The sequence below is a fragment of the Halobacterium sp. CBA1132 genome (genome assembly GCF_001485535.1).
Taxonomy (GTDB): domain Archaea; phylum Halobacteriota; class Halobacteria; order Halobacteriales; family Halobacteriaceae; genus Halobacterium.
In genome coordinates this window covers 997949-1015405 of sequence record NZ_BCMZ01000001.1, presented here as the reverse complement: position 1 = coordinate 1015405, position 17457 = coordinate 997949, and the positions used below count along the sequence as shown (strand labels likewise).

The following is a 17457-nucleotide window of genomic DNA, read 5'->3' as shown; positions in this document are numbered from 1 at the left end:
GACTACAGCGATTCGAGGTCGGCGGCGCGCTCGTGGATGTCCGAGGAAGAACAGCCCGCGGGCGTCTTCAGCGCCTTCATCCCGAACGGTGAGCCGGCGCGCTCCCCGGCGACGCGGAGCGCGGCAGCGGCCCACGCGGCCGGTTCGTCGTCGACGGAGTGCTTGTCAGTCGCTGCCGTCAGCAGGTCCCGCGCCGTACTCGCGACGTACTCGGAGGCGGGCAGGTACTCGCAGTACCAGTCGATGGCCGCCATCGCCGTCGCGGGCGGCGGATTCCGCTCTCGCAACACCTCACGTTGCTCCTTGTAGCGGTTCCGGATGGTGACGTGCGTGACGTCCGCCAGTTCCGTGAGCGTGTCCTGCCGGACCTTCATGTCGGCTTCCACGCAGGCGTTGTAGATGGCGGCCGCCGCCCACCCGCTCGGGGACTTCCCGCCCGCGATGCCGGCCTCCTCGCAGTGGTCGACGATTTCGCGGGCGCGCTCGGCGACGCCCTCCGGGAGCGCGAGTTCCCCGGCGTACCGGTCGACGTACTGGGAGGCGTCCGCGAACCCCGAGAGGTCGATGCCGAGTTCGCTGGTGACCTCCTTCGCGCGGCGAAGTAGTTGCGTGCGGTCGACGTCGGTAGCCTCCACGAATTCGTCGACCGTGCGTGGGACTCGTTCGACCTTGCAGGCGACGTAGAGACACGCTGCCGACGTCGTCGCGACGTGGTGCGCGTGGACCGCTTGCTGGTCGCGGTGTCGTCGGAACACCGCGACCGCCGTCTCGGTCGTCTCCGCGGGAATCCCGAGTACGGTCGCGGCGGACTTGATTCGGTCGAGCGCGTCCCCGACCGCCTGCGGCTCGACGCTCGTCTCTTCGGTCGTCATCTAATCGTCAGTTGGTGTGTCACGCGGGGACAAATAGCTCGGGGTTGAGGCGGATACCACGCGCCGCTGTGTCGGCGGGTCAGGCCGACAGCGCCGCGACGAGGTCGTGGAAGTCCGTAATCGTGATGTCGGGGTCGCCCGCGAACGGCTCCCACGGCGTCGCCTTCCGGTCGACCCACGCGCTCTGCATCCCCGCGTGGCTCGCGCCGAGCACGTCGAACCAGCCCGCGGTGACGTGGACGATTTCGTCGATGGGCGTCCCCGTGCGGGCGGCGGCGTGGCGGTACAACTCCGCGTTGGGCTTGAACGTCTCCACCTCGTCGGCGCTCACCGTGTCTTCGAGCACGTCGCCGATGCCGGCGTGCTCGACCATCGACGCCAGCATCTCGGGGTTGCCGTTCGAGACGACGTAGCAGTCGTAGCCCGCGTGCCCGAGCGCTTCGAGACCGTCGCGCACGTCGTCGAAGACGTCCAGTTCGTGGTAGACCGCGAGAATCTCGTCGCGCTCCGCGGTCGTCACGTCGACGCCGTGGGCGTCCAGCGCGTACTGGAGCGCGTCGCGGTTCATCTCGTAGAACGGCTGGTAGGCGTCGATTTGATTGGCGACGAACGTGTACGCCAGCGACCGCGACCGCCACAGCCGGGAGACTGGTTCGGGGTCGGCGACGCGGTCGGCGAGCGCGCGCTCGGCCGCGTCGACGTCCACGAGCGTGCTGTACGAGTCGAAGGTCACCGTCGTGACGCGCTCCGGGTCGAAGCTCATTCGTGCTCGCTTTCACCGCCGGCCCGGATAACTCTCGGGCCAACCGGCGGGGTTCGCGACGGCAGCCGGTTTCTTGACGCCGGCAGCCCTGGACGCCGTATGGACGAATTCGACTTTCTGGTCGTCGGGTCGGGGTCGGGGCTGGACGTCGCGAACGTCGCCGCCAATCAAGGGCAGTCGGTCGCCGTCGTGGAGAGGGGGCCGCTCGGCGGGACGTGCCTGAACCGCGGCTGCATCCCCTCGAAGCTCCTGCTCTACCACGCCGACGTCCTCGAAACCGTCGAGCGCGCCGGCGAGTTCGACATCGACGCCGAGGTGAACGGCGTCGACTTCGCGGGCATCGTGGAGCAAGTCAACGAGGAAGTGAGCGACGATGCGGCGTCGATTCGGCGAGGTCTGCGCTCGTCGAACCAGCACACCCTCTACGAGGGCGAAGCCCGCTTCGTGGCCGACCACGAGGTCGAGATTTCGGGCGGTGAAGACGACGGTGCGCGCATCCGTGCCGACACCGTACTAATCGCGGCCGGCACGCGACCCGCAATTCCGCCCATCGACGGCATCGAGGACACCGACTACCTCACGAGCACTGAGGCGCTCCAGTTGGAGGCGCCGCCCGACCACCTCGTCGTGGTCGGCGGTGGCTACATCGCCGCGGAACTCGGGCACTTCTTCGAGGCGTTCGGGAGCGACGTCACGGTCGTCGGGCGCCGCCCGCGCCTCCTCCCGGAGGCCGACGAGGAGGTGGCCGACGCGTTCACCGAGCGCTTCGCCGAGCGCGCGGACGTCTACACGGGCTACGAGGCGACGAGCGTCACCGAGTCCGGCGGCGACGTCACGCTCGAAGCCCGAGAGTACGAATACGGCGACGACGCGGGCGTCGTCGAGGACGGTGACACCATCTCCGTCACGGGTGACGAACTCCTCGTCGCGGCAGGCCGCACGCCGAACACGGACACCCTGAACCTCGACGCCACGGGCATCGAGACCGACGACCGCGGGTTCGTGGTGACCGACGACTACCTCGAAACCGACACCGAGGACGTGTGGGCGCTCGGCGACGTGGTCGGCGAGTACCTCCTCAAGCACAGCGCGAACCACGAGGCGCAAGCGGTCGCGCGCAACATCTTCGGCCGGGACGCCGAGCCCGTGGACTACTCGGCGATGCCGTTCGCGGTGTTCGCGTCGCCTGAGGTCGCGGGCGTCGGCGCCACCGAAGCCGAACTCCGGGACGCGGGCCGGGAGTACGCGACCAACACCTACGACTTCGCGGACACCGCTCGCGGCGACGCGATGCACGCCGACGGCTTCGTGAAGGTGCTCGTCGACCTCGACGGCGAGATTCTGGGCTGTCACATTATCGGCCCGGAGGCGTCGACGCTGATTCAGGAGGTTGTCACCGCGATGAAAGCCGGGTCCGGGACCGTGCGGGACATCCGCGAGTCCGTCCACGTGCATCCCGCGCTCCCGGAGGTCGTCCAGCGCGCGTTCTCCGGGCAGTTCTCGCGCGGCGGCCACGAACACCACCACTGACCGGGATTACGGACCCGTAACCCCGTTACCGGTCCGTTCGCGCGACCTTTTGTGGGCGGCGCTCGTCGGTGGGGACGCAATGACGAAAGCAGCAATCGTGATTCTGGCAGGGACGGACGGACACAGCAACCTCGGTCGGCTCGTCAACGGCCTCGAAGCCGCCCGCGAGTTCGCCGAGAACCCCGAGGACGACCTCGAACTCATCTTCGACGGCGCGGGCACGCAGTGGATTCCGGAACTCGAAGACCCCGACCACGACTACCACGACCTCTACGCCGCCGTCAAGGACGACAGCTCCGCGTGCGACCACTGTTCGGGCGCGTTCGGCGTCGAGGACGCCGTCGCTGACGCCGGCGTCGTCACCGTCGACGAACACGACGGCCACCCGAGCATCCGCTCGCTCGTCGACGACGACTACGAGATTATCACGTTCTGAGGCCTACTCGTCGGCCAGCACTCGCGATTCGAGGTAGGCGTCGACTTCCTCGCGGACGGTCTCGGTGCGCGCGTTCTCGGCGGTGACGCGCTGGTTCATCGCGCCGTTGACGAGCGTCAGCAGAACGGACGCGACGCTATCCGGATCGACATCGCGGAACGCGCCAGTTTCGACGCCCTCGCGGACGATGCCCGCGAGTTCGTCGCGGAAGGAGTCGTCGCTGCGCGTGAAGTGGTCGCGGTAGCGCTCGTCGTGGGCGGCCTGCGCGCGCAGTTCGACCATCGCTTTCGTGAACTCGTGTCGCTCGTCGGGGTACTCGGTGGCGAGCACGTGGTCGAGAATCGCGTCGAGGTGTTCGCGGGGCGGCAGGTCGTCGTCGGGCGCGGCCTGCTCGAACTCCGCGAGCATGTACTCCAGGAAGTCCAACAGGAGTTCGTCCTTGCTGTCGTAGTGGTGGTACAGCAGCGACTTGCTCTTCTCGAAGTGGTCGCCGATGCGTTGAATCGTCAGTCCCGCGTAGCCGTGCTCGCGGAGCGCGCGGAACGTCGCCTGCATTATCGCTTCCCGCGTGGTCTCTGGCTCGCCGGAGAACGGGTGAGCGTCCGCCATCGGTGAACGGATAGTCAGCCGAGCGGGAAAGCGATGTCGATGGCCGGGCTCGCCGGGCCCGTGTCGGTCGCTGACGCACGCCAATCGGCGGGACGCGCTGGGACCGCCAGCCCTCTCCGTATGGGTAACGTATGGTAACTCGATGTCAGAAGCCAGCCAGCAGCCGCGAACCGACGCCGCCATCGAAGTCCTTCGAAGTCGCCGCTCCGGGCACAACTTCGACCCGGACTCGGACGTCGCCGAGAAGACGCTCGAGGAGATCGTCGAGGATGCGACGCTCGCGCCATCGTCGTTCAACCTCCAGCCGTGGGAGTTCGTCGCGATTCGAGACGACGACCGCCTCGACGAACTCGTCGACATCGCGAACGGCCAAGAACACATTCGGGAGGCGGGCACCGCGATTCTCGTCGCCGGCCACACCGAGCCCAAGACCGCCGACCGCGTCTTCGACGAGTGGGTCGAGGCCGGCCGCGTCGACGCCGAGACCGGCGAAGCGATGAAAGAGCGGACCGTCGCGGGCTACGAGTCCGACCGCGCCGGCCGCGACTACGCGATTCGCAACGCCTCGCTGGCCGCGCAGAACATCCTGCTGTCCGCGCACGCCCGCGACCTCACCGCCACGCCGATGACCGGCTTCGACTTCGAGGCCGCCGCGGAGTTCGTCGACCTCCCCGAGGACACGATTCCGGTCGTCCTGATTGCGGTCGGCCCGAGCGGCGGCGACGAACCCGAGCGCCTGCCGCGCCGCGACGTCGAGGAAGTCCTCCACCGCGAGACCTTCTAACGGCTCCGCTCTCCTGCAGTCTTTTCACGCCGGACAGCCGCGCGACCGGCCACACCGTTTACCAGTCGTCGTGGCGTGGCTCCGAGTATGTCCGATACGTACGTCGACACCGAGGTCGAAGTGGAAGTCGACTCGACCGAACTCGAAGTCGAAGCCGGCGAGGAGGACGAGTTCGAGGCGGAACTGGACGCGCCCGGCGTCTCCATCGAAGTGGAAGCCGAAATCGAGGTCGCCGGCGAGGAAGCAGCCGAAGAGCGCAAGGAAGCCGAGGAGGGCGAGGAAGCCGAGAAGGGCGAAGACGAGTACTACGCGCCGGAAGCCGAGGGGATGGAACTCGACGAAGAAGACTAGAGCTCCAGCCAGCGCGTGGACAGCGACTCGTCGGGGAGGTGCCAGCGCTGCCGGGGGTCGTCGTCCCCGCTGACTTCGACCACGGCGTCGAACTGCCCGAGCAGCCCCTCGACAGCGATGCCGGGGACGTGCTGGCCGACGTGGACGTGCGCGATGCCGTCGCGCTCGCGGGCGACTGAGCCGACTGTCTTCGTGAGTTCGAGCACGTTGAGGAGGTTGTCGTCTTCGAGGAGTGCGCCGAGCGCGTCCACGCACAGACGGAACTGGCCGGGTTCGTAGCCGCCCAGCGACTCGGCTTCGTCCTCGACGGCGTCGCCGAGCGCGTCTACGTCGGAAGCGACTGTCGTCGCCGGTATCGACGGCTCCGGCGGGGCGGCGGCCGCGCCGCGGGCGGCCGACCGGTAGACGACCGTTCGCTCGTCGGGGTCGTCGCCGGTCGGCGACGAACTGGTCGTGTGCGTGTCCGCCTCGCTGCGGACGAACAGGCGCTTCCGCCGTCCGCCGCGGTCGCTGGCGAGGAGGCGCCGGCAACCGTCGCCGCCCGCGTCGCTGCCGCCGGCTTCGAGGACGAGGAGGAGACACCCCGTGGACTTGAGGTCGTCGAGGGCCGCCGCGAAGGTGGCCGGGTCGTCGACCCACTCACGCGCCGGGGAACTGTCTGTCATCGTACGTGTACGGACGCCAACCGAACCGATAAATATTTTGGGTATTCTTCGCGCGATAAAATCTCGGGGCGAAGCCGGCAAACACCCCCTCGTCCACCGCCGATAAAGCCCCGGCAGCGCTACGAGAATTCGATGACAGACGACGTGTTCTCGCCGCTGGAGTTGCGAGACGTGACCGCCCGCAACCGCTTCGTCGTGTCCCCGATGTGCCAGTACTCCGTCGAGGACCGCGACGGCCTCGCGACCGACTGGCACCGCGTCCACCTCGGGTCGCGGGCCGTCGGCGGCGCCGGCATCGTGATGACCGAAGCCACCGCCGTCGAAGCCCGCGGCCGCATCACGCCCGAAGACCTCGGCATCTGGAGCGACGAGCACCGCGACGCCATCGAACCGGTCGTCGACTTCGTCAAGTCCCACGGCGCGACGCCGGGCATCCAGCTCGCGCACGCCGGCCGGAAGGGCTCGAAGTCCCGACCGTGGGAGGGCTCCGAGCCCGTCCCCCCCGAGGACGGCGGCTGGACGGTCGTCGGTCCCTCCGACGAACCGTGGCCCTACGACGAGGAGCCGCCAGCGACCGAAGCCCTCGACAAAGACGGTATCGACGAGGTAATCGAATCCTTCCGGCAGGCTGCGCGCCGCTCCCGGGAGGCCGGCTTCGAAATCGCGGAGGTCCACGCCGCCCACGGCTACCTCCTCCACGAGTTCCTCTCCCCGGTGACGAACGACCGCGACGACGAGTACGGCGGGAGCTTCGAGAACCGCACGCGCATCGTGCGCGAGGTCACGGAAGCCGTCCGCGAGGAGATGGGCGAGGACAACGCCGTGTTCGTGCGCATCTCCGCGACCGACTGGCTGGACGACCGGGACTCGTGGGACGTCGAGCAGTCCGCGCGACTCGCCGACGACCTCTACGAGGTCGGCGCCGACCTCATCGACGTCTCCTCGGGCGGCATCCACCCCGCACAGGACATCGAGTGGGTCGGCCCGAACTACCAGCTCCGGTTCGCCGAACAGATCCGGAACGAGCGCGACACCGACGTGAAGGTCGGCACGGTCGGCGGCATCACGTCTGCCGAGCAGGCCGACGCCGTGATTCGGAACGACCGCGCGGACGTCGCTATCGTCGGCCGCGAGTTCCTCCGCGACCCCTACTTCCCGCTGCACGCCGCGAAGGAACTCGGCCGCGAAGACGAAGTCGACGTCCCGGTCCAATACCACCGCGCGTTCTGACCGTTCCGAATACGAGTGCGTCGTCCGGTCCTCGACGCGAGACCGTCGCTCGCGACGGGTGAAACACCGTCTCCCGTGGTCGATGAGTTCGATACCGCAAGCGACGACCGACAGCTCGCGGCCGAAGTGGATGTGCAAGCTGTGTGCAGTCGCCGAAACGGTTATCAATCTATGTGCAGAAGATGCACATGTTATGAGCGCGAGCGACGAGCCACGACGGGTACACTTCCAGTCCCCGGAGTACCTCGTCGAGCGGCTCGACGCGGTCGCCGACCTCTTCGATACCGACCGGACGGACCTGCTCGTCGAAGCGATTCGCGAGTATCTCGAAGAGACAGCCGACAGCGAGACGTTCCAAGAACTGGTTGCGACGAAGTACTACGACGACCAGCTCGAATTCGAGACCGTCAAGCAACTGGTCGGCACCGAAACCGCCCAGCGCCTCCGCCTCCTCAAGGCCGACCTCGAAGACGAGCCACTAGACCTTGACGCGCCCGAGGACGTCGACATCTACGGTGACGATGCGACGGCGGTCGACGACGCCGACGACGAGCGATGACCGGCCACCGACTGCGGACGGTCGTCGCCGACACGAGCGCGCTCGTCAGTCTGGCTGTGCCCCGTGCCGACGCGACGTACGATACCGGTGCCGCTCCGGACCCGCTGCAGTTCCTGCTCACCTCGTGTGACATCTCCATCCCGCCGGAAGTCGTCACGGAACTCCAAGAGCTCACGCAGTACCAGGATATTCACGGCGCCGCAGCGACGAACGTCCTCGCGGCTCGCGACTACTACACCGTCGAAGACCCCTACGAGCGTGACGACACGCCGAACTCGCGTCCGACGTTCGGTCTCGACGACGGGGAAACCGATGGAATCGTTCTGGCGAACGCGCTCGCCGTCGATAGCTTCCTCACCGACGAGTTCGGCGGAACGAACTTCCCGCTCGTCCACGCGGTCTTGCAGGGGCCACGAATCGTTCCGACGCCGCGGCTCGTCTGTGACTACGCTCGCAACGGCCACATGAGCAACGACGACGCGCGAACGCTGTTGGAAACGATTGGTCCACACCGGAGCTGGGGCAACAGCCCCTACGTTGCGCAGTTACGAGACCGCCTCGAGTGACAACTAGACCGGCTCGAACCGGTAGCCGTCCCACGCTTGGCTGTCGGGCTCGCGGATGCCCGCTTCGGGGTCGCGTAGCTCTTCCTCGTACACTGGTTCGACGTCGTCGCCGATTTCGACGCCGTCGGCGGTCGTGAGCTGGCCGAGCGCGCGCACGCTCTCGCCCTGCACCTCGAACTCGACGATTGCGAGGTGGTTTGGCTCGCGGACGCCCGGTGGCGTCGCCGTGGAGGTCGTCCACGTGACGACCGTGCCGGTGCGGTCGGCGAGGTCGACGGTCTCGGTCTGTTCTTCCCCGCACTCCGGGCAGCGCGTGTGTCCGGGGTACGTGACGTGGCCGTTCGGGCAGCGGTGTGCGTCGAAGCTCATGGCTGTTCGAGGATGGTGGTGGTCACGCAGTTGCCGAAGCCGCCGACGTTGCACGCGAGGCCGACATCGCCCTCGACCTGTCGGTCGCCCGCGTCGCCGAGCAACTGCACGTAGAGTTCGTACGCCTGTGCGACGCCGCTCGCGCCGAGCGGGTGGCCCTTCGACTTTAACCCTCCAGAGGTGTTGATGGGGAGGTCGCCGTCGCGGTCCGTGACGCCCTCTTCGACGGCCTTCCAGCCCTCTCCCTTCTCGAAGAAGCCGAGGTCCTCGCTCTGGAGGAACTCCAGAATCGTGAACATGTCGTGGAGCTCCGCGAAGTCGACGTCCTCGGGGCCGCGGTCGGCCATCTCGTAGGCGATGTCGGAGGACTCGACGACGCCGTTCATCGTCGTCGGGTCGTCGCGCTCGTGGACGACGTGCGTGTCCGTCGCGCCGCCGATGCCGGAGACGACCACGTAGTCGTCGGCGTACTGCTCGGCGACGGACTCCGGGCAGAACAGCAGCGCCGCGCTGCCGTCCGTAATCGGGCAGAAGTCGTACAGCCGGAGAGGGTCCGCGACGATTGGGCTTTCGAGGACGGTCTCCAGGTCGACCTCCTTGCGGAACTGCGCGTGGGGGTTGTCGACGCCGTTGCGGTGGTTCTTCACGGCGACCTGCCCGAGGCTCTCGCGGGGCGCGTCGTACTCGTCGAGGTACTTGCGCGCGGTGAGGCCCGCGAAACTCGGGAGCGTGACGCCGTGCTTGTACTCCACGGGATGCGTGAGGCTCGCGATGACGTCCGTGGCTTCGCCGGTGGTCTTGTGGGTCATCTTCTCGCCGCCGACGAGCAGCGTCATGTCGCTGGCGCCGGAGGCGACGGACTGCCACGCGGCGTAGATGCCCGCGCCGCCGGACGCGCTCGTCTGGTCGACGCGCTGGGTGTACGCGCCGAGCGCGCCGAGGTCGTGGGCGAGCGCGTTCGGGACGCCGGTCTGTCCCTCGAACTCGCCGCTGGCCATGTTCGAGACGTAGAGGTGGTCGAGGTCGTCGCCGTCCACGCCCGCGTCCCGCAGGGCGGCGTCGCCGGCCTCCGCCAGCAACTCCCGCACCCACGCGTCGCGGTCGCCGAACGTCGTCATCGACGCACCGATGATTGCTACGCGGTCCATACCCGCACCGTCTCGGAGCGGGGTCTTTACGCTTTCACGTTCACGCCGACGAACGCGCCCGAGCCGCGAATCGGCGCGCTGGCGTTCAGCGGCCCGGTGCGGCGCGGAGTTCGAGCGTGACGTCGCTCCCGCCGCCCGCGCGCTCCTCGTAGGTGACCGCGCCGTCGTACGCGGTCGCAATCCAGCGCACCAGCCACAGGCCGAGACCGCTTCCGTGGTCCAGCGGCGTCAGTTCGATGTCCCCCGTGAGGAGGCGCCGCTCTTTGTCCGGGAGCCCGGGACCGTCGTCGCTCACCGTGAGTGCGACCCCGCTGTCCGTGCGGCGCCCCCGAATCTGCACCGTTGGCGTCTGGTCGTCGGTGTACCGAATCGCGTTGTCGACGAGCGCGGCGACCGCGCGGTCGAGGTGGCCGGCCGACAGGACGGCTGGCGCGTCGTCGACGTCGACAGTCACGTCGGCGTAGTCCGCTAGCGGCACGTCGTTGAGCGCCGCCGCCACCGCGTCCCCGAGGTCCGTCGGTTCGAGGTCGGGGTCGGCGTCCAGTACGCGCTCGATGTCGCGCGCTTCCTCGCTGGTGCGGTCGAGTGCGAGCGCGCGCTCCCGGACGCCGCGCGCTGCGTCGACCAGTTCCGGGTCCTCGACGCCGTCAGCGAGGCGTTCGGCGTGGTCGAGCAGCGCGTCGATGTCCTCGGAGAGATTGTACCGGAGCACGCGGTTGAGCACCGCGAGTTCGCGCTCTTGGCGAATCTCGTCGGTGAGGTCGGTGTAGAGGGCGAACCCGCCGTCGCCGCCGTCGTAGGGGATGCCGCGGTACAGAAGCGTCTTCAGGCCGTCCTCCGTGCGCCGGTCGACGATGGCGTAGTTCGGCTTGCCCGCGGCGGTGCGCTGGTCGAAGCGATTGCTCTCGGTCATCCGCTCGTTCGGGACGATGAGGTCGTTCAGCGACGCGCCCACGACCGACCCGCGCTCCACGCCGAACATCTCGCAGAACGAGTCGTTGACCCTCGCGACGACCGGTTCCTCGCCGTGCAGTTCGAACTCCACGACGGCGTCCTGTACGTTCTCGAAGAGATACCGGAAGCGACCGCCGTCCTCTCGAGTTTCGAGGGGACCAGCATCGGTTTCGTCCATCGTTACCACGTCCACCCGCCCCACATATGTTTCTTCCCGTACTAGTGGTAAAGAGACATATTACAATATAATTGTTCGCTATCTATTTCTAATATCCTGCGTACATCACGTACTTTCCGTATTATCTGTACGTACGAATTTTCCGAGTGTGGCGCGAACGGGATACTTTATTACTCCCTCGGTCGAACCGGCGGCTAATGAGCATCAACTCCGAGGACCGGCCGTGGCCGCAGGTGCTCGACCACGACGGCGTGGACTGGCCGTCCGACGAGCAGCGCGTGCTCGTCCCGTTCTGCGAGGCGGCGAACCGGACGGAGACGAGTCGGCTCGGCGCGAGCATCGCGTTCGGGAGCGACGGCGAACTGTACCTCCTGCACGCCATCGCCGGTGGCGACTCCGTGAATGGCGACGAACTCCGTCACGAGGCGGAACTGGAACTAGAACTGCGCGAGGAGTTCTCGGTCCCCGTGACGCAGTTCGAGTCGGAGTTCTCGAAGGGCGTCTTGGACTCGTTCGTCGACGCGCACTCGATAACGGCGACCGTCGTCGACCGCGAGGAGCGGGAGTTCTTCGCTCGCGGGCGCGACGAGCAGACGGTCGCGTCGGGGTGTCACACCGTCGTCGGGACGCGCATGGACGACTTCGAGTCGCCGTCTAGCATCCTCGTCCCCGTGGCGAAGGGGCCCCACTCGGGGCTGGCGACGCGAATCGCGGAGGCGATTGCGCGCGCTACCGGCTGCTGGATAGAGGTCTTCCACGTCGTCGGCGAGGACGCCACCGAACAGGAGAAGGGGGACGCGGACGCCCTGCTGGACGCCTACGAGCACCGCCTCGGCGACGACGTCGACGTCGACCACCACGTCGTCGAAGCCGCCGAACCCGCCGACGAAATCATCGAGCACGCCAGCTACCACGACGTGACCGTGCTGGGCGCGCCCGAGAAGGGGCGGCTCAGGCGGTTCCTGTTCGGGTCGACGACCGACGACGTCGAGCGAGACGGCGAGTCCGGGCCCGTGCTGACGGTCCACCGCGACACGGACGAGTCCGTGCTCTCCCGCTGGGTGTAGGCGCCGCCGGTATCACGCGCGATAACTGTAGAGTAACCTTCAAGTACGCGATTGTCGCGTCTCGGAGTGTCGATGCAAACGCTACAGCAGACTGACGAACACACCGTCGCAGTCGACGACGACCACGGCATCCCCGTGTTCACTTACGAGGCGCACGTCTCCGGCGAGGAGCTCCGCGACATCGCCCGCGAGTGGGCGGACGTCGCCTTCGACCGGGGCGCCGAGCGGTACGTCGTGAACGCGCAGGCGATTGCCGCACACGACGACGAGGACAAGCAGTGGCTCGCTGAGACGTGGGTCCCGAACCTCATCGAGAACGGCGTCCACGCGGGCGCCGGCGTCTACGCCGACTCCGCCATCGCGAAGATGGACAACGAGCGCATCGAAGAGCAGTTGAACGCCATCGACTCCGGCTTCGAGTACCGCATCTTCTCCAGCAACCGCGAAGCGCTGTCGTGGCTGGCCGACCAGTAGGCCGTCAGTCCGTCACGACCAACACGCGCAGGTCGTTGACGTTCGTCCCCGTCGGTCCCGTCCGAATCAGCGCGTTCCGGTCGGCGAGGAAGCCGCCGGCGTCGTTCTCGCGGAGCGCCGCGCGGGCATCAGCGGGGTCGTCGACCGTCTCGCCGTCGACGAGCGCGCCGGCGTACTCGCTCGCGCCGTCGATGCCGTCCGTGTCCACGCACGCGAGCGCCGCGCCGTCGGGGAGCCGGTGGGCAGCGGCGAGCGCGCACTCCTGGTTCGGGCCGCCGTCGCCGTCGCCCACGACGGTCACCGTGAGTTCGCCCCCCGAGAGGACGACTGCGGGCGGTTCGACGGGGTCGCCCGTGGCCGCGGCCTCGCTGGCAATCGCGGCGTGGACGCCGCCGACTTCGCGGGCTTCGCCCTCGATGCGCGAGGACAACACGAGCGGCTCGTAGCCGCGTTCGCTGGCGGCGGCACGCGCAGCGGCGAGTGCGGTCGAACCGTCCGCCAGTACGTGCGTGTGAACGTCCTCGAACGCCGGGTCGCCCTTGCTGGGCGTCTCGGGGCGGTCGCCGCGCGCGCCGCGTTCGAGGTGGACGCGGACGGCGGCCGGAACGCCGACCGCGTAGTCGTCCAGCACGACCAGCGCGTCGCCATAGGTCGACGTATCGGGGGCGGTCGGCCCGCTCGCAATCACGTCGAGGTCGTTGCCGACGACGTCGCTGAACACGAGCGTCGTGACGGTCGCCGGCGCGAGCGCTCGCGCGAGCCGCCCGCCTTTCAGCGCCGAGCAGTGCTTGCGGACGGCGTTCACGTCGTGAATCGTCGCGCCCGAGCGCAGCAGGGCTTCCGTCGTCTCCTGCAAGTCCGACAGCGAGAGGCCGTCGGCCGGCGCGGGCATGACAGCGCTGCCGCCGCCGGTTATCACCGCGAGCACGAGCGTCTCCTCGCCGTAGTCGCGGGCGGCGGCGAGCAGCTCCGCGGTGGATTCGACGCCGCGTTCGGAGGGCACGGGGTGGTCGCTGGGGAGCACGTCGACGCCCGGCACTGCTACGGGGTCGTCGGTCACGACGCACCCGCCGTCGAGTCGGTCACCGAGCACGTCAGCGAGCGCGCGAGCGACGTGTGCGGCTGCGTTCCCGCCGCCGAGTACGACGACGCGGTCGTAGTCGGCGAGGTCGTAGGTCGCATCCGCGATGCGGAGCGTGGCTCCATCGACTGCGAGTTCGTCGGCAACGACGCGGTCGGGACGCGCCGCGTCGATGCCGGCGGCGACGCACGCCAGCGCCGTCTCGCGGGCGGGCGTGTCGGCGAGCGCCGCTCGGTCTCGGATGTCCACCATACACGACGCGACGCAGCGACGTGGCAAAACCACCGGGGAAAGCCGAAGGTTGAATGCGGCCGCCGGCCAAGTCGGTCCGTTACCAAGCGCATGGACCGCCACACTGACGGCTCGGTCGACGAGGAGCGGATTGCGGCGCTCCGGCGGTCGGTCGACGCCGACGGCGTCGAGGAGCTCGCAGCGCGACTCCACAGCGACGACGCCGACGAGCGCGCGGGCGCCGCGTGGCGCCTCGTTGACGCCGTCACCACCGACCCGACGGGGGTTCGCGCCGTCCTCGACGACGTTCGAGGCGCCGTCGAGGACGACGACGTGTGGGTGCGACGGGGCGCGACGTGGGTGCTCGCGGAGCTCGCGGAGCGCCAGCCTGACGCGCTCTCCGTGCAGTTCTCCGACCTCGTGTCGCTGACGCGGGCGTCGGACCCGCTCGTCCAGCAGAACGCCGTGGTCGCGGTCGCGGGCGTCACGAAGTCCTATCCGGCGCGGGCCTCTTCTGGCCTGTCGGCAATCGCGGCGCTCACGCAGTCCGAGAACGCGCTCGTGAAGCGGTACGCCGAGCAGGCCGTCGAGGAAGTGACCGCGGCCATCGCGGCGCGCGCCGAGGACGCCGGCTACCCGGTGGTCGTGCGCTCGCATCCGGCGTACGCGGACCTCTTCCCGGACGGCGTCTCCGTGGTCGAGACGGGCGGCGACGACGACCGCTCGCAGCCGATTCACGTCTCCTTCGGGCAGAACGCGCCCGTCCACAGCGAGGAACGCGAGGGCGAGGAGACCGAGGCAGGGCGCCCGAAGGAGATTCCGGACCCACCGGAAGTGACGCTGGCTGCCGACGACGTCTCGCCGAACATGAAACTCCGGGCGGGCGTGCTGACGACGGACTACCGGGCGGACGTCGACGAGGACGTGCTCGAACACGGGCTGGCGACGGTCCGTCGACTGCACGCCGACGAGAGCGAGGTCACGTCCGCGTTCGCGGACGCGGTCGAGCAGTGGGCGGGCGTGGACGACCACGACCACGTGGTCGCCGTCCTCGGGCACGGGCCGCGGTGGCTAGCGACCCGCTACGACGACGGCGACACGCTGGAGGGCCGCGGTGCGCCGGCGACGCTCGCGGAAGCCGTCTGGGACGCCAGCGTCCTCACGCGCGCCGTCAGCCACGCGCACTCGCGGGGCGTCGTCCACGGCGGCGTCCACCCGGGCGCGGTGCGGTTCGTGGCGACGGGCCCGCGGACGTGGGACGCGCCGCTGCTGGGCGACTGGGGGTTCGCACACGCCGCGAGCGCGCGGCAGACACCGCCGATTCCGGGGGCGTTCGCGGCGCCCGAGCACCGTGACCCGGAGACGTACGGGCGCTTCGACCAAGCGACGGACGTCTACGGGCTGGGCGCGCTCGCGTACTTCCTGCTCACGGGTGAACCGCCGGGCAGCCGCGACACGCGGATTCCCGCGTCCGAGCGGAACCCCGCGCTGCCGGAGGAGGCGGACGACCTGTTCGCGCGTGCGCTGGCGCCGGAGAAGCGCGCGCGGTTCGCGACCGTGCTGGACTTCCAGCGCGCGTTCGACGACCTCGCTGCGGGCATCGACGGGGTGCAGCGATGACCGCCGCGGAGACGCTGTTTGCGGTCGCGTTCGCGGGCTACGGCATCGTCGTGGTCGCGGGGCTGTCGTTCACGTACTACGCGGTCCAGAACTACGCGTTCGACCGGCTGGAGGGGTACGACGACTTCTGGGGGTACCTCACGTACCTCGGGTTGGCGTTCGCGGTGTTCGGCGCGCTCGGACTGGCGCTGACGGCGGGCGCGGGGAGCGTGGTGCGCGCGTTCGCGGACGTCTCGCTGTTGGTCGCCATCGCGTTCCTGACGTTCGCGCTCCGGGAGGTGTACTTCAACAGCGCGCTCGCGCCGTCGCCCGACGAGCGCGCCGTCTCCCTCGAACGGGTGCGGCGGCTGGAGTTCGGGTTCGTGGTCGTCGTCGCCGTGGAGTGGCTGGTCGTCGTGCTCATCGACCAGCCGGCGGTGGCGGCGGGCGTGAAGGCGGTTGGCGCGCTCGCGTTCGCGACGTACGGCGTGGCGTTCAGCGAGCGACTGGAGTCGCTGGCCCACGGAACGGTGCTGGATACGCTGCGCCGCCACCTGTTGTTGGTGTTGGTGTGCGCGACCGGCGTCGCGGTCGCGGACGCGTTGGCGCTGCTGGCGCCCGCTGCTGTCGCGGACGGCGTCTTCTACGTGTTCCTCGTGTTGCTCGGCGGCCTGCTGGTGCCGCCGACGGTGCGCCTCCAGCAGTCGGTCGCCGGCCTCACCTGAGTGTTTAGGACGGCCTAAACATCGACACCCATTTTAGGGTGGCCTAAATAGACGAGTCCAACGGATGAACCGAGACGTCTGCGTGGTCGTGCCGACGATTCGGGAGTACGAGTGCATGCGGGAGTACTTCCAGAACGCCCGCGACCACGGCTTCGACCTCGACCGCCTGTTCGTCGTCCTCGTCACCGAGGACTTCTGTGACACCGACGGGATGCGCGCGATGCTCGACGAGGAGGGCGTCGCCGGCGCCGTCTTCGACGGCAGCGACCGCGAATCGTGGTTCGCCGAACAGGACATTGCCGAGTACAGCCACCTGATTCCCGCCGCCAGCCACGCGCAGACGTCGTTCGGCCTCCTCTATCTGTGGGCCAACGACTTCGAGTACGGCGTGTTCATCGACGACGACACGCTCCCCCACGACGAGTGGGACTTCTTCGGAACGCACCTCGACAACCTCGCCCACGAGGGAAGCGTCGAGGAAGTGTCCTCCGACGAGCAGTGGGTGAACGTCCTCTTCCAGTCCGACTCGGACCTCTACCCGCGCGGCTACCCCTACGCCGCGATGGACGAGGACATCGAGACAGACACCACAGAGACGGAGCACGTGGTCGCCTCGCAGGGGCTCTGGACGAACGTCCCGGACCTCGACGCGGTGCGCATCCTGATGGACGGCGACCTGCAGGGACAGGCCCAGACGCGCACGGACTTCGCGGACTTCGACCGCGACTTCGTCGCCGCCGAAGAGAACTACCTCACGGTGTGCTCGATGAACCTCGCGTTCCGCCGCGAGGTCGTACCCGCGTTCTACCAGTTCCCGATGGACGACAACGCGTGGGAGGTCGGGCGCTTCGACGACATCTGGAGCGGCGTCCTCCTGAAGCGCGCGGCCGACGTGGTGGGCGGCGAGATTTACAACGGCGCGCCGCTGTGCGAGCACAACAAGGCGCCGCGGTCGACGTTCGACGACCTCGCCAACGAGGTCGCGGGCCTCGAACTGAACGAGCACTTCTGGAAGGAAGTCGCCGCCGTCGAGCCCGACGAGGACTCCTACGAGGCAGTCGCGCGGGCGGTCGGCGAGCGCCTCGTCGAGGGCGACTACGAGGAGTACAACAACGGCGCGTTCCTCGCGGAGTGCGGGGAGTACCTGCTCGACTGGGTGGACTGCTGTGCGGAACTGGCCGAGCAGCGCGCGGCGGCGCCCGCCGACGACTGACCCGGACGCCGGAACCGGTAGTTATAAGAGTTTTAGGCCAGCCTAATCCAACA

20 protein-coding genes are annotated in these 17457 nt (G+C 68.6%); 12 read left to right on the top strand and 8 right to left on the bottom strand.

All coding sequences use genetic code 11. The annotated features are described in order from the left end of the window. Nucleotides 1–2 precede the first annotated feature (2 nt). Together AVZ66_RS05325 and AVZ66_RS05320 are read right to left on the bottom strand one after the other, a co-directional pair. Nucleotides 3–872 carry a transcription initiation factor IIB family protein gene (locus AVZ66_RS05325; protein ID WP_058982520.1) on the bottom strand — a complete coding sequence of 290 codons (870 nt, stop codon included), beginning with the start codon at nt 870–872 and terminating at the stop codon, nt 3–5. Between the two features lie 79 nt (nt 873–951). Continuing rightward, nucleotides 952–1635 (bottom strand): haloacid dehalogenase type II, encoded by a 684-nt coding sequence (locus tag AVZ66_RS05320; protein WP_058982519.1) that lies wholly within the window; start codon nt 1633–1635, stop codon nt 952–954. Nucleotides 1636–1734: 99 nt separating this feature from the next. Here AVZ66_RS05320 and AVZ66_RS05315 point away from each other — a divergent pair, with 99 nt between their 5' ends. Beyond that, on the top strand, nt 1735–3165 hold the full coding sequence (locus AVZ66_RS05315) for a dihydrolipoyl dehydrogenase (protein WP_058982517.1): 1431 nt from the start codon (nt 1735–1737) through the stop codon (nt 3163–3165). A gap of 79 nt (nt 3166–3244) precedes the next feature. Next, nucleotides 3245–3601: a DsrE family protein gene (locus AVZ66_RS05310; RefSeq protein WP_058982515.1), complete on the top strand. Its 357-nt coding sequence runs from the start codon at nt 3245–3247 to the stop codon at nt 3599–3601. A 3-nt stretch (nt 3602–3604) separates the two neighbouring features. Here the strand turns inward: AVZ66_RS05310 and AVZ66_RS05305 are convergent, their stop codons facing one another. Next, on the bottom strand, nt 3605–4210 hold the full coding sequence (locus AVZ66_RS05305) for a TetR/AcrR family transcriptional regulator (protein ID WP_058982513.1): 606 nt from the start codon (nt 4208–4210) through the stop codon (nt 3605–3607). A 142-nt stretch (nt 4211–4352) separates the two neighbouring features. On the opposite strand from AVZ66_RS05305, the gene AVZ66_RS05300 reads away from it, so the two are divergent. Both AVZ66_RS05300 and AVZ66_RS05295 read left to right on the top strand, forming a co-directional pair. After that, nucleotides 4353–4994, top strand: a complete 642-nt coding sequence (locus tag AVZ66_RS05300; RefSeq protein ID WP_058982511.1) for a nitroreductase family protein — start codon at nt 4353–4355, stop codon at nt 4992–4994. Between the two features lie 87 nt (nt 4995–5081). Continuing rightward, on the top strand, nt 5082–5345 hold the full coding sequence (locus AVZ66_RS05295) for a hypothetical protein (RefSeq protein WP_058982509.1): 264 nt from the start codon (nt 5082–5084) through the stop codon (nt 5343–5345). Here AVZ66_RS05295 and AVZ66_RS05290 read toward each other — a convergent pair. After that, the gene (locus tag AVZ66_RS05290) at nt 5342–6010 is read right to left on the bottom strand and encodes a hypothetical protein (protein ID WP_058982507.1); all 669 of its coding nucleotides are present in this window, start codon (nt 6008–6010) and stop codon (nt 5342–5344) included. The two genes, AVZ66_RS05295 and AVZ66_RS05290, sit on opposite strands and share 4 nt — an antisense overlap. Before the next feature lie 132 nt (nt 6011–6142). On the opposite strand from AVZ66_RS05290, the gene AVZ66_RS05285 reads away from it, so the two are divergent. The 3 genes from AVZ66_RS05285 to AVZ66_RS05275 all read left to right on the top strand — a co-directional run bounded on the left by AVZ66_RS05285 (nt 6143) and on the right by AVZ66_RS05275 (nt 8365). After that, the gene (locus tag AVZ66_RS05285) at nt 6143–7240 is read left to right on the top strand and encodes an NADH:flavin oxidoreductase/NADH oxidase (RefSeq protein ID WP_058982505.1); all 1098 of its coding nucleotides are present in this window, start codon (nt 6143–6145) and stop codon (nt 7238–7240) included. Nucleotides 7241–7433: 193 nt separating this feature from the next. Further along, complete coding sequence (locus tag AVZ66_RS05280) at nt 7434–7799, top strand: hypothetical protein (protein ID WP_058982502.1); 366 nt, start codon at nt 7434–7436, stop codon at nt 7797–7799. Then, nucleotides 7796–8365 carry a hypothetical protein gene (locus AVZ66_RS05275; protein ID WP_058982500.1) on the top strand — a complete coding sequence of 190 codons (570 nt, stop codon included), beginning with the start codon at nt 7796–7798 and terminating at the stop codon, nt 8363–8365. The genes AVZ66_RS05280 and AVZ66_RS05275 overlap by 4 nt, the downstream gene beginning before the upstream one ends. A 3-nt stretch (nt 8366–8368) precedes the next feature. On the opposite strand, the gene AVZ66_RS05270 is transcribed toward AVZ66_RS05275, so the two are convergent. From AVZ66_RS05270 to AVZ66_RS05260, 3 genes are all read right to left on the bottom strand, one after another. Then, nucleotides 8369–8734 (bottom strand): Zn-ribbon domain-containing OB-fold protein, encoded by a 366-nt coding sequence (locus AVZ66_RS05270; RefSeq protein WP_058982498.1) that lies wholly within the window; start codon nt 8732–8734, stop codon nt 8369–8371. Further along, nucleotides 8731–9882 carry a 3-ketoacyl-CoA thiolase gene (locus tag AVZ66_RS05265; RefSeq protein WP_058982496.1) on the bottom strand — a complete coding sequence of 384 codons (1152 nt, stop codon included), beginning with the start codon at nt 9880–9882 and terminating at the stop codon, nt 8731–8733. Before AVZ66_RS05265 ends, AVZ66_RS05270 begins: the two co-directional genes overlap by 4 nt. Nucleotides 9883–9967: 85 nt before the next feature. Beyond that, on the bottom strand, nt 9968–11014 hold the full coding sequence (locus tag AVZ66_RS05260) for a PAS domain-containing sensor histidine kinase (protein ID WP_157575615.1): 1047 nt from the start codon (nt 11012–11014) through the stop codon (nt 9968–9970). Nucleotides 11015–11211: 197 nt separating this feature from the next. Between AVZ66_RS05260 and AVZ66_RS05255 the strand changes: the two genes are divergently transcribed. After that, the gene (locus tag AVZ66_RS05255; RefSeq protein WP_058982491.1) at nt 11212–12081 is read left to right on the top strand and encodes a universal stress protein; all 870 of its coding nucleotides are present in this window, start codon (nt 11212–11214) and stop codon (nt 12079–12081) included. A gap of 72 nt (nt 12082–12153) precedes the next feature. Then, on the top strand, nt 12154–12555 hold the full coding sequence (locus AVZ66_RS05250) for a hypothetical protein (protein ID WP_082678774.1): 402 nt from the start codon (nt 12154–12156) through the stop codon (nt 12553–12555). Nucleotides 12556–12559: 4 nt separating this feature from the next. Here the strand turns inward: AVZ66_RS05250 and AVZ66_RS05245 are convergent, their stop codons facing one another. Next, nucleotides 12560–13888, bottom strand: a complete 1329-nt coding sequence (locus tag AVZ66_RS05245) for a glycerate kinase (RefSeq protein ID WP_058982487.1) — start codon at nt 13886–13888, stop codon at nt 12560–12562. A 90-nt stretch (nt 13889–13978) separates the two neighbouring features. Between AVZ66_RS05245 and AVZ66_RS05240 the strand changes: the two genes are divergently transcribed. From AVZ66_RS05240 to AVZ66_RS05230, 3 genes are all read left to right on the top strand, one after another. Further along, nucleotides 13979–15487 carry a protein kinase gene (locus AVZ66_RS05240; RefSeq protein ID WP_058982485.1) on the top strand — a complete coding sequence of 503 codons (1509 nt, stop codon included), beginning with the start codon at nt 13979–13981 and terminating at the stop codon, nt 15485–15487. Beyond that, nucleotides 15484–16191, top strand: a complete 708-nt coding sequence (locus AVZ66_RS05235) for a hypothetical protein (protein ID WP_058982484.1) — start codon at nt 15484–15486, stop codon at nt 16189–16191. The genes AVZ66_RS05240 and AVZ66_RS05235 overlap by 4 nt, the downstream gene beginning before the upstream one ends. Nucleotides 16192–16255: 64 nt before the next feature. Then, the gene (locus tag AVZ66_RS05230) at nt 16256–17404 is read left to right on the top strand and encodes an alpha-1 4-glucan-protein synthase (RefSeq protein WP_058982482.1); all 1149 of its coding nucleotides are present in this window, start codon (nt 16256–16258) and stop codon (nt 17402–17404) included. The last annotated feature ends 53 nt before the right edge of the window (nt 17405–17457 follow it).

Excerpts from the sequence above, each read along its gene's own strand:
- AVZ66_RS05250 (WP_082678774.1), top strand. The coding sequence starts at position 12,154 with ATGCAAACGCTACAGCAGACTGACGAACACACCGTCGCAGTCGACGAC.
- AVZ66_RS05260 (WP_157575615.1), bottom strand. The coding sequence starts at position 11,014 with ATGGACGAAACCGATGCTGGTCCCCTCGAAACTCGAGAGGACGGCGGT.
- AVZ66_RS05265 (WP_058982496.1), bottom strand. The coding sequence starts at position 9,882 with ATGGACCGCGTAGCAATCATCGGTGCGTCGATGACGACGTTCGGCGAC.
- AVZ66_RS05310 (WP_058982515.1), top strand. The coding sequence starts at position 3,245 with ATGACGAAAGCAGCAATCGTGATTCTGGCAGGGACGGACGGACACAGC.
- AVZ66_RS05280 (WP_058982502.1), top strand. The coding sequence starts at position 7,434 with ATGAGCGCGAGCGACGAGCCACGACGGGTACACTTCCAGTCCCCGGAG.
- AVZ66_RS05275 (WP_058982500.1), top strand. The coding sequence starts at position 7,796 with ATGACCGGCCACCGACTGCGGACGGTCGTCGCCGACACGAGCGCGCTC.
- AVZ66_RS05235 (WP_058982484.1), top strand. The coding sequence starts at position 15,484 with ATGACCGCCGCGGAGACGCTGTTTGCGGTCGCGTTCGCGGGCTACGGC.
- AVZ66_RS05245 (WP_058982487.1), bottom strand. The coding sequence starts at position 13,888 with ATGGTGGACATCCGAGACCGAGCGGCGCTCGCCGACACGCCCGCCCGC.
- AVZ66_RS05325 (WP_058982520.1), bottom strand. The coding sequence starts at position 872 with ATGACGACCGAAGAGACGAGCGTCGAGCCGCAGGCGGTCGGGGACGCG.
- AVZ66_RS05285 (WP_058982505.1), top strand. The coding sequence starts at position 6,143 with ATGACAGACGACGTGTTCTCGCCGCTGGAGTTGCGAGACGTGACCGCC.
- AVZ66_RS05315 (WP_058982517.1), top strand. The coding sequence starts at position 1,735 with ATGGACGAATTCGACTTTCTGGTCGTCGGGTCGGGGTCGGGGCTGGAC.
- AVZ66_RS05320 (WP_058982519.1), bottom strand. The coding sequence starts at position 1,635 with ATGAGCTTCGACCCGGAGCGCGTCACGACGGTGACCTTCGACTCGTAC.
- AVZ66_RS05300 (WP_058982511.1), top strand. The coding sequence starts at position 4,353 with ATGTCAGAAGCCAGCCAGCAGCCGCGAACCGACGCCGCCATCGAAGTC.
- AVZ66_RS05270 (WP_058982498.1), bottom strand. The coding sequence starts at position 8,734 with ATGAGCTTCGACGCACACCGCTGCCCGAACGGCCACGTCACGTACCCC.
- AVZ66_RS05295 (WP_058982509.1), top strand. The coding sequence starts at position 5,082 with ATGTCCGATACGTACGTCGACACCGAGGTCGAAGTGGAAGTCGACTCG.
- AVZ66_RS05290 (WP_058982507.1), bottom strand. The coding sequence starts at position 6,010 with ATGACAGACAGTTCCCCGGCGCGTGAGTGGGTCGACGACCCGGCCACC.
- AVZ66_RS05255 (WP_058982491.1), top strand. The coding sequence starts at position 11,212 with ATGAGCATCAACTCCGAGGACCGGCCGTGGCCGCAGGTGCTCGACCAC.
- AVZ66_RS05240 (WP_058982485.1), top strand. The coding sequence starts at position 13,979 with ATGGACCGCCACACTGACGGCTCGGTCGACGAGGAGCGGATTGCGGCG.
- AVZ66_RS05230 (WP_058982482.1), top strand. The coding sequence starts at position 16,256 with ATGAACCGAGACGTCTGCGTGGTCGTGCCGACGATTCGGGAGTACGAG.
- AVZ66_RS05305 (WP_058982513.1), bottom strand. The coding sequence starts at position 4,210 with ATGGCGGACGCTCACCCGTTCTCCGGCGAGCCAGAGACCACGCGGGAA.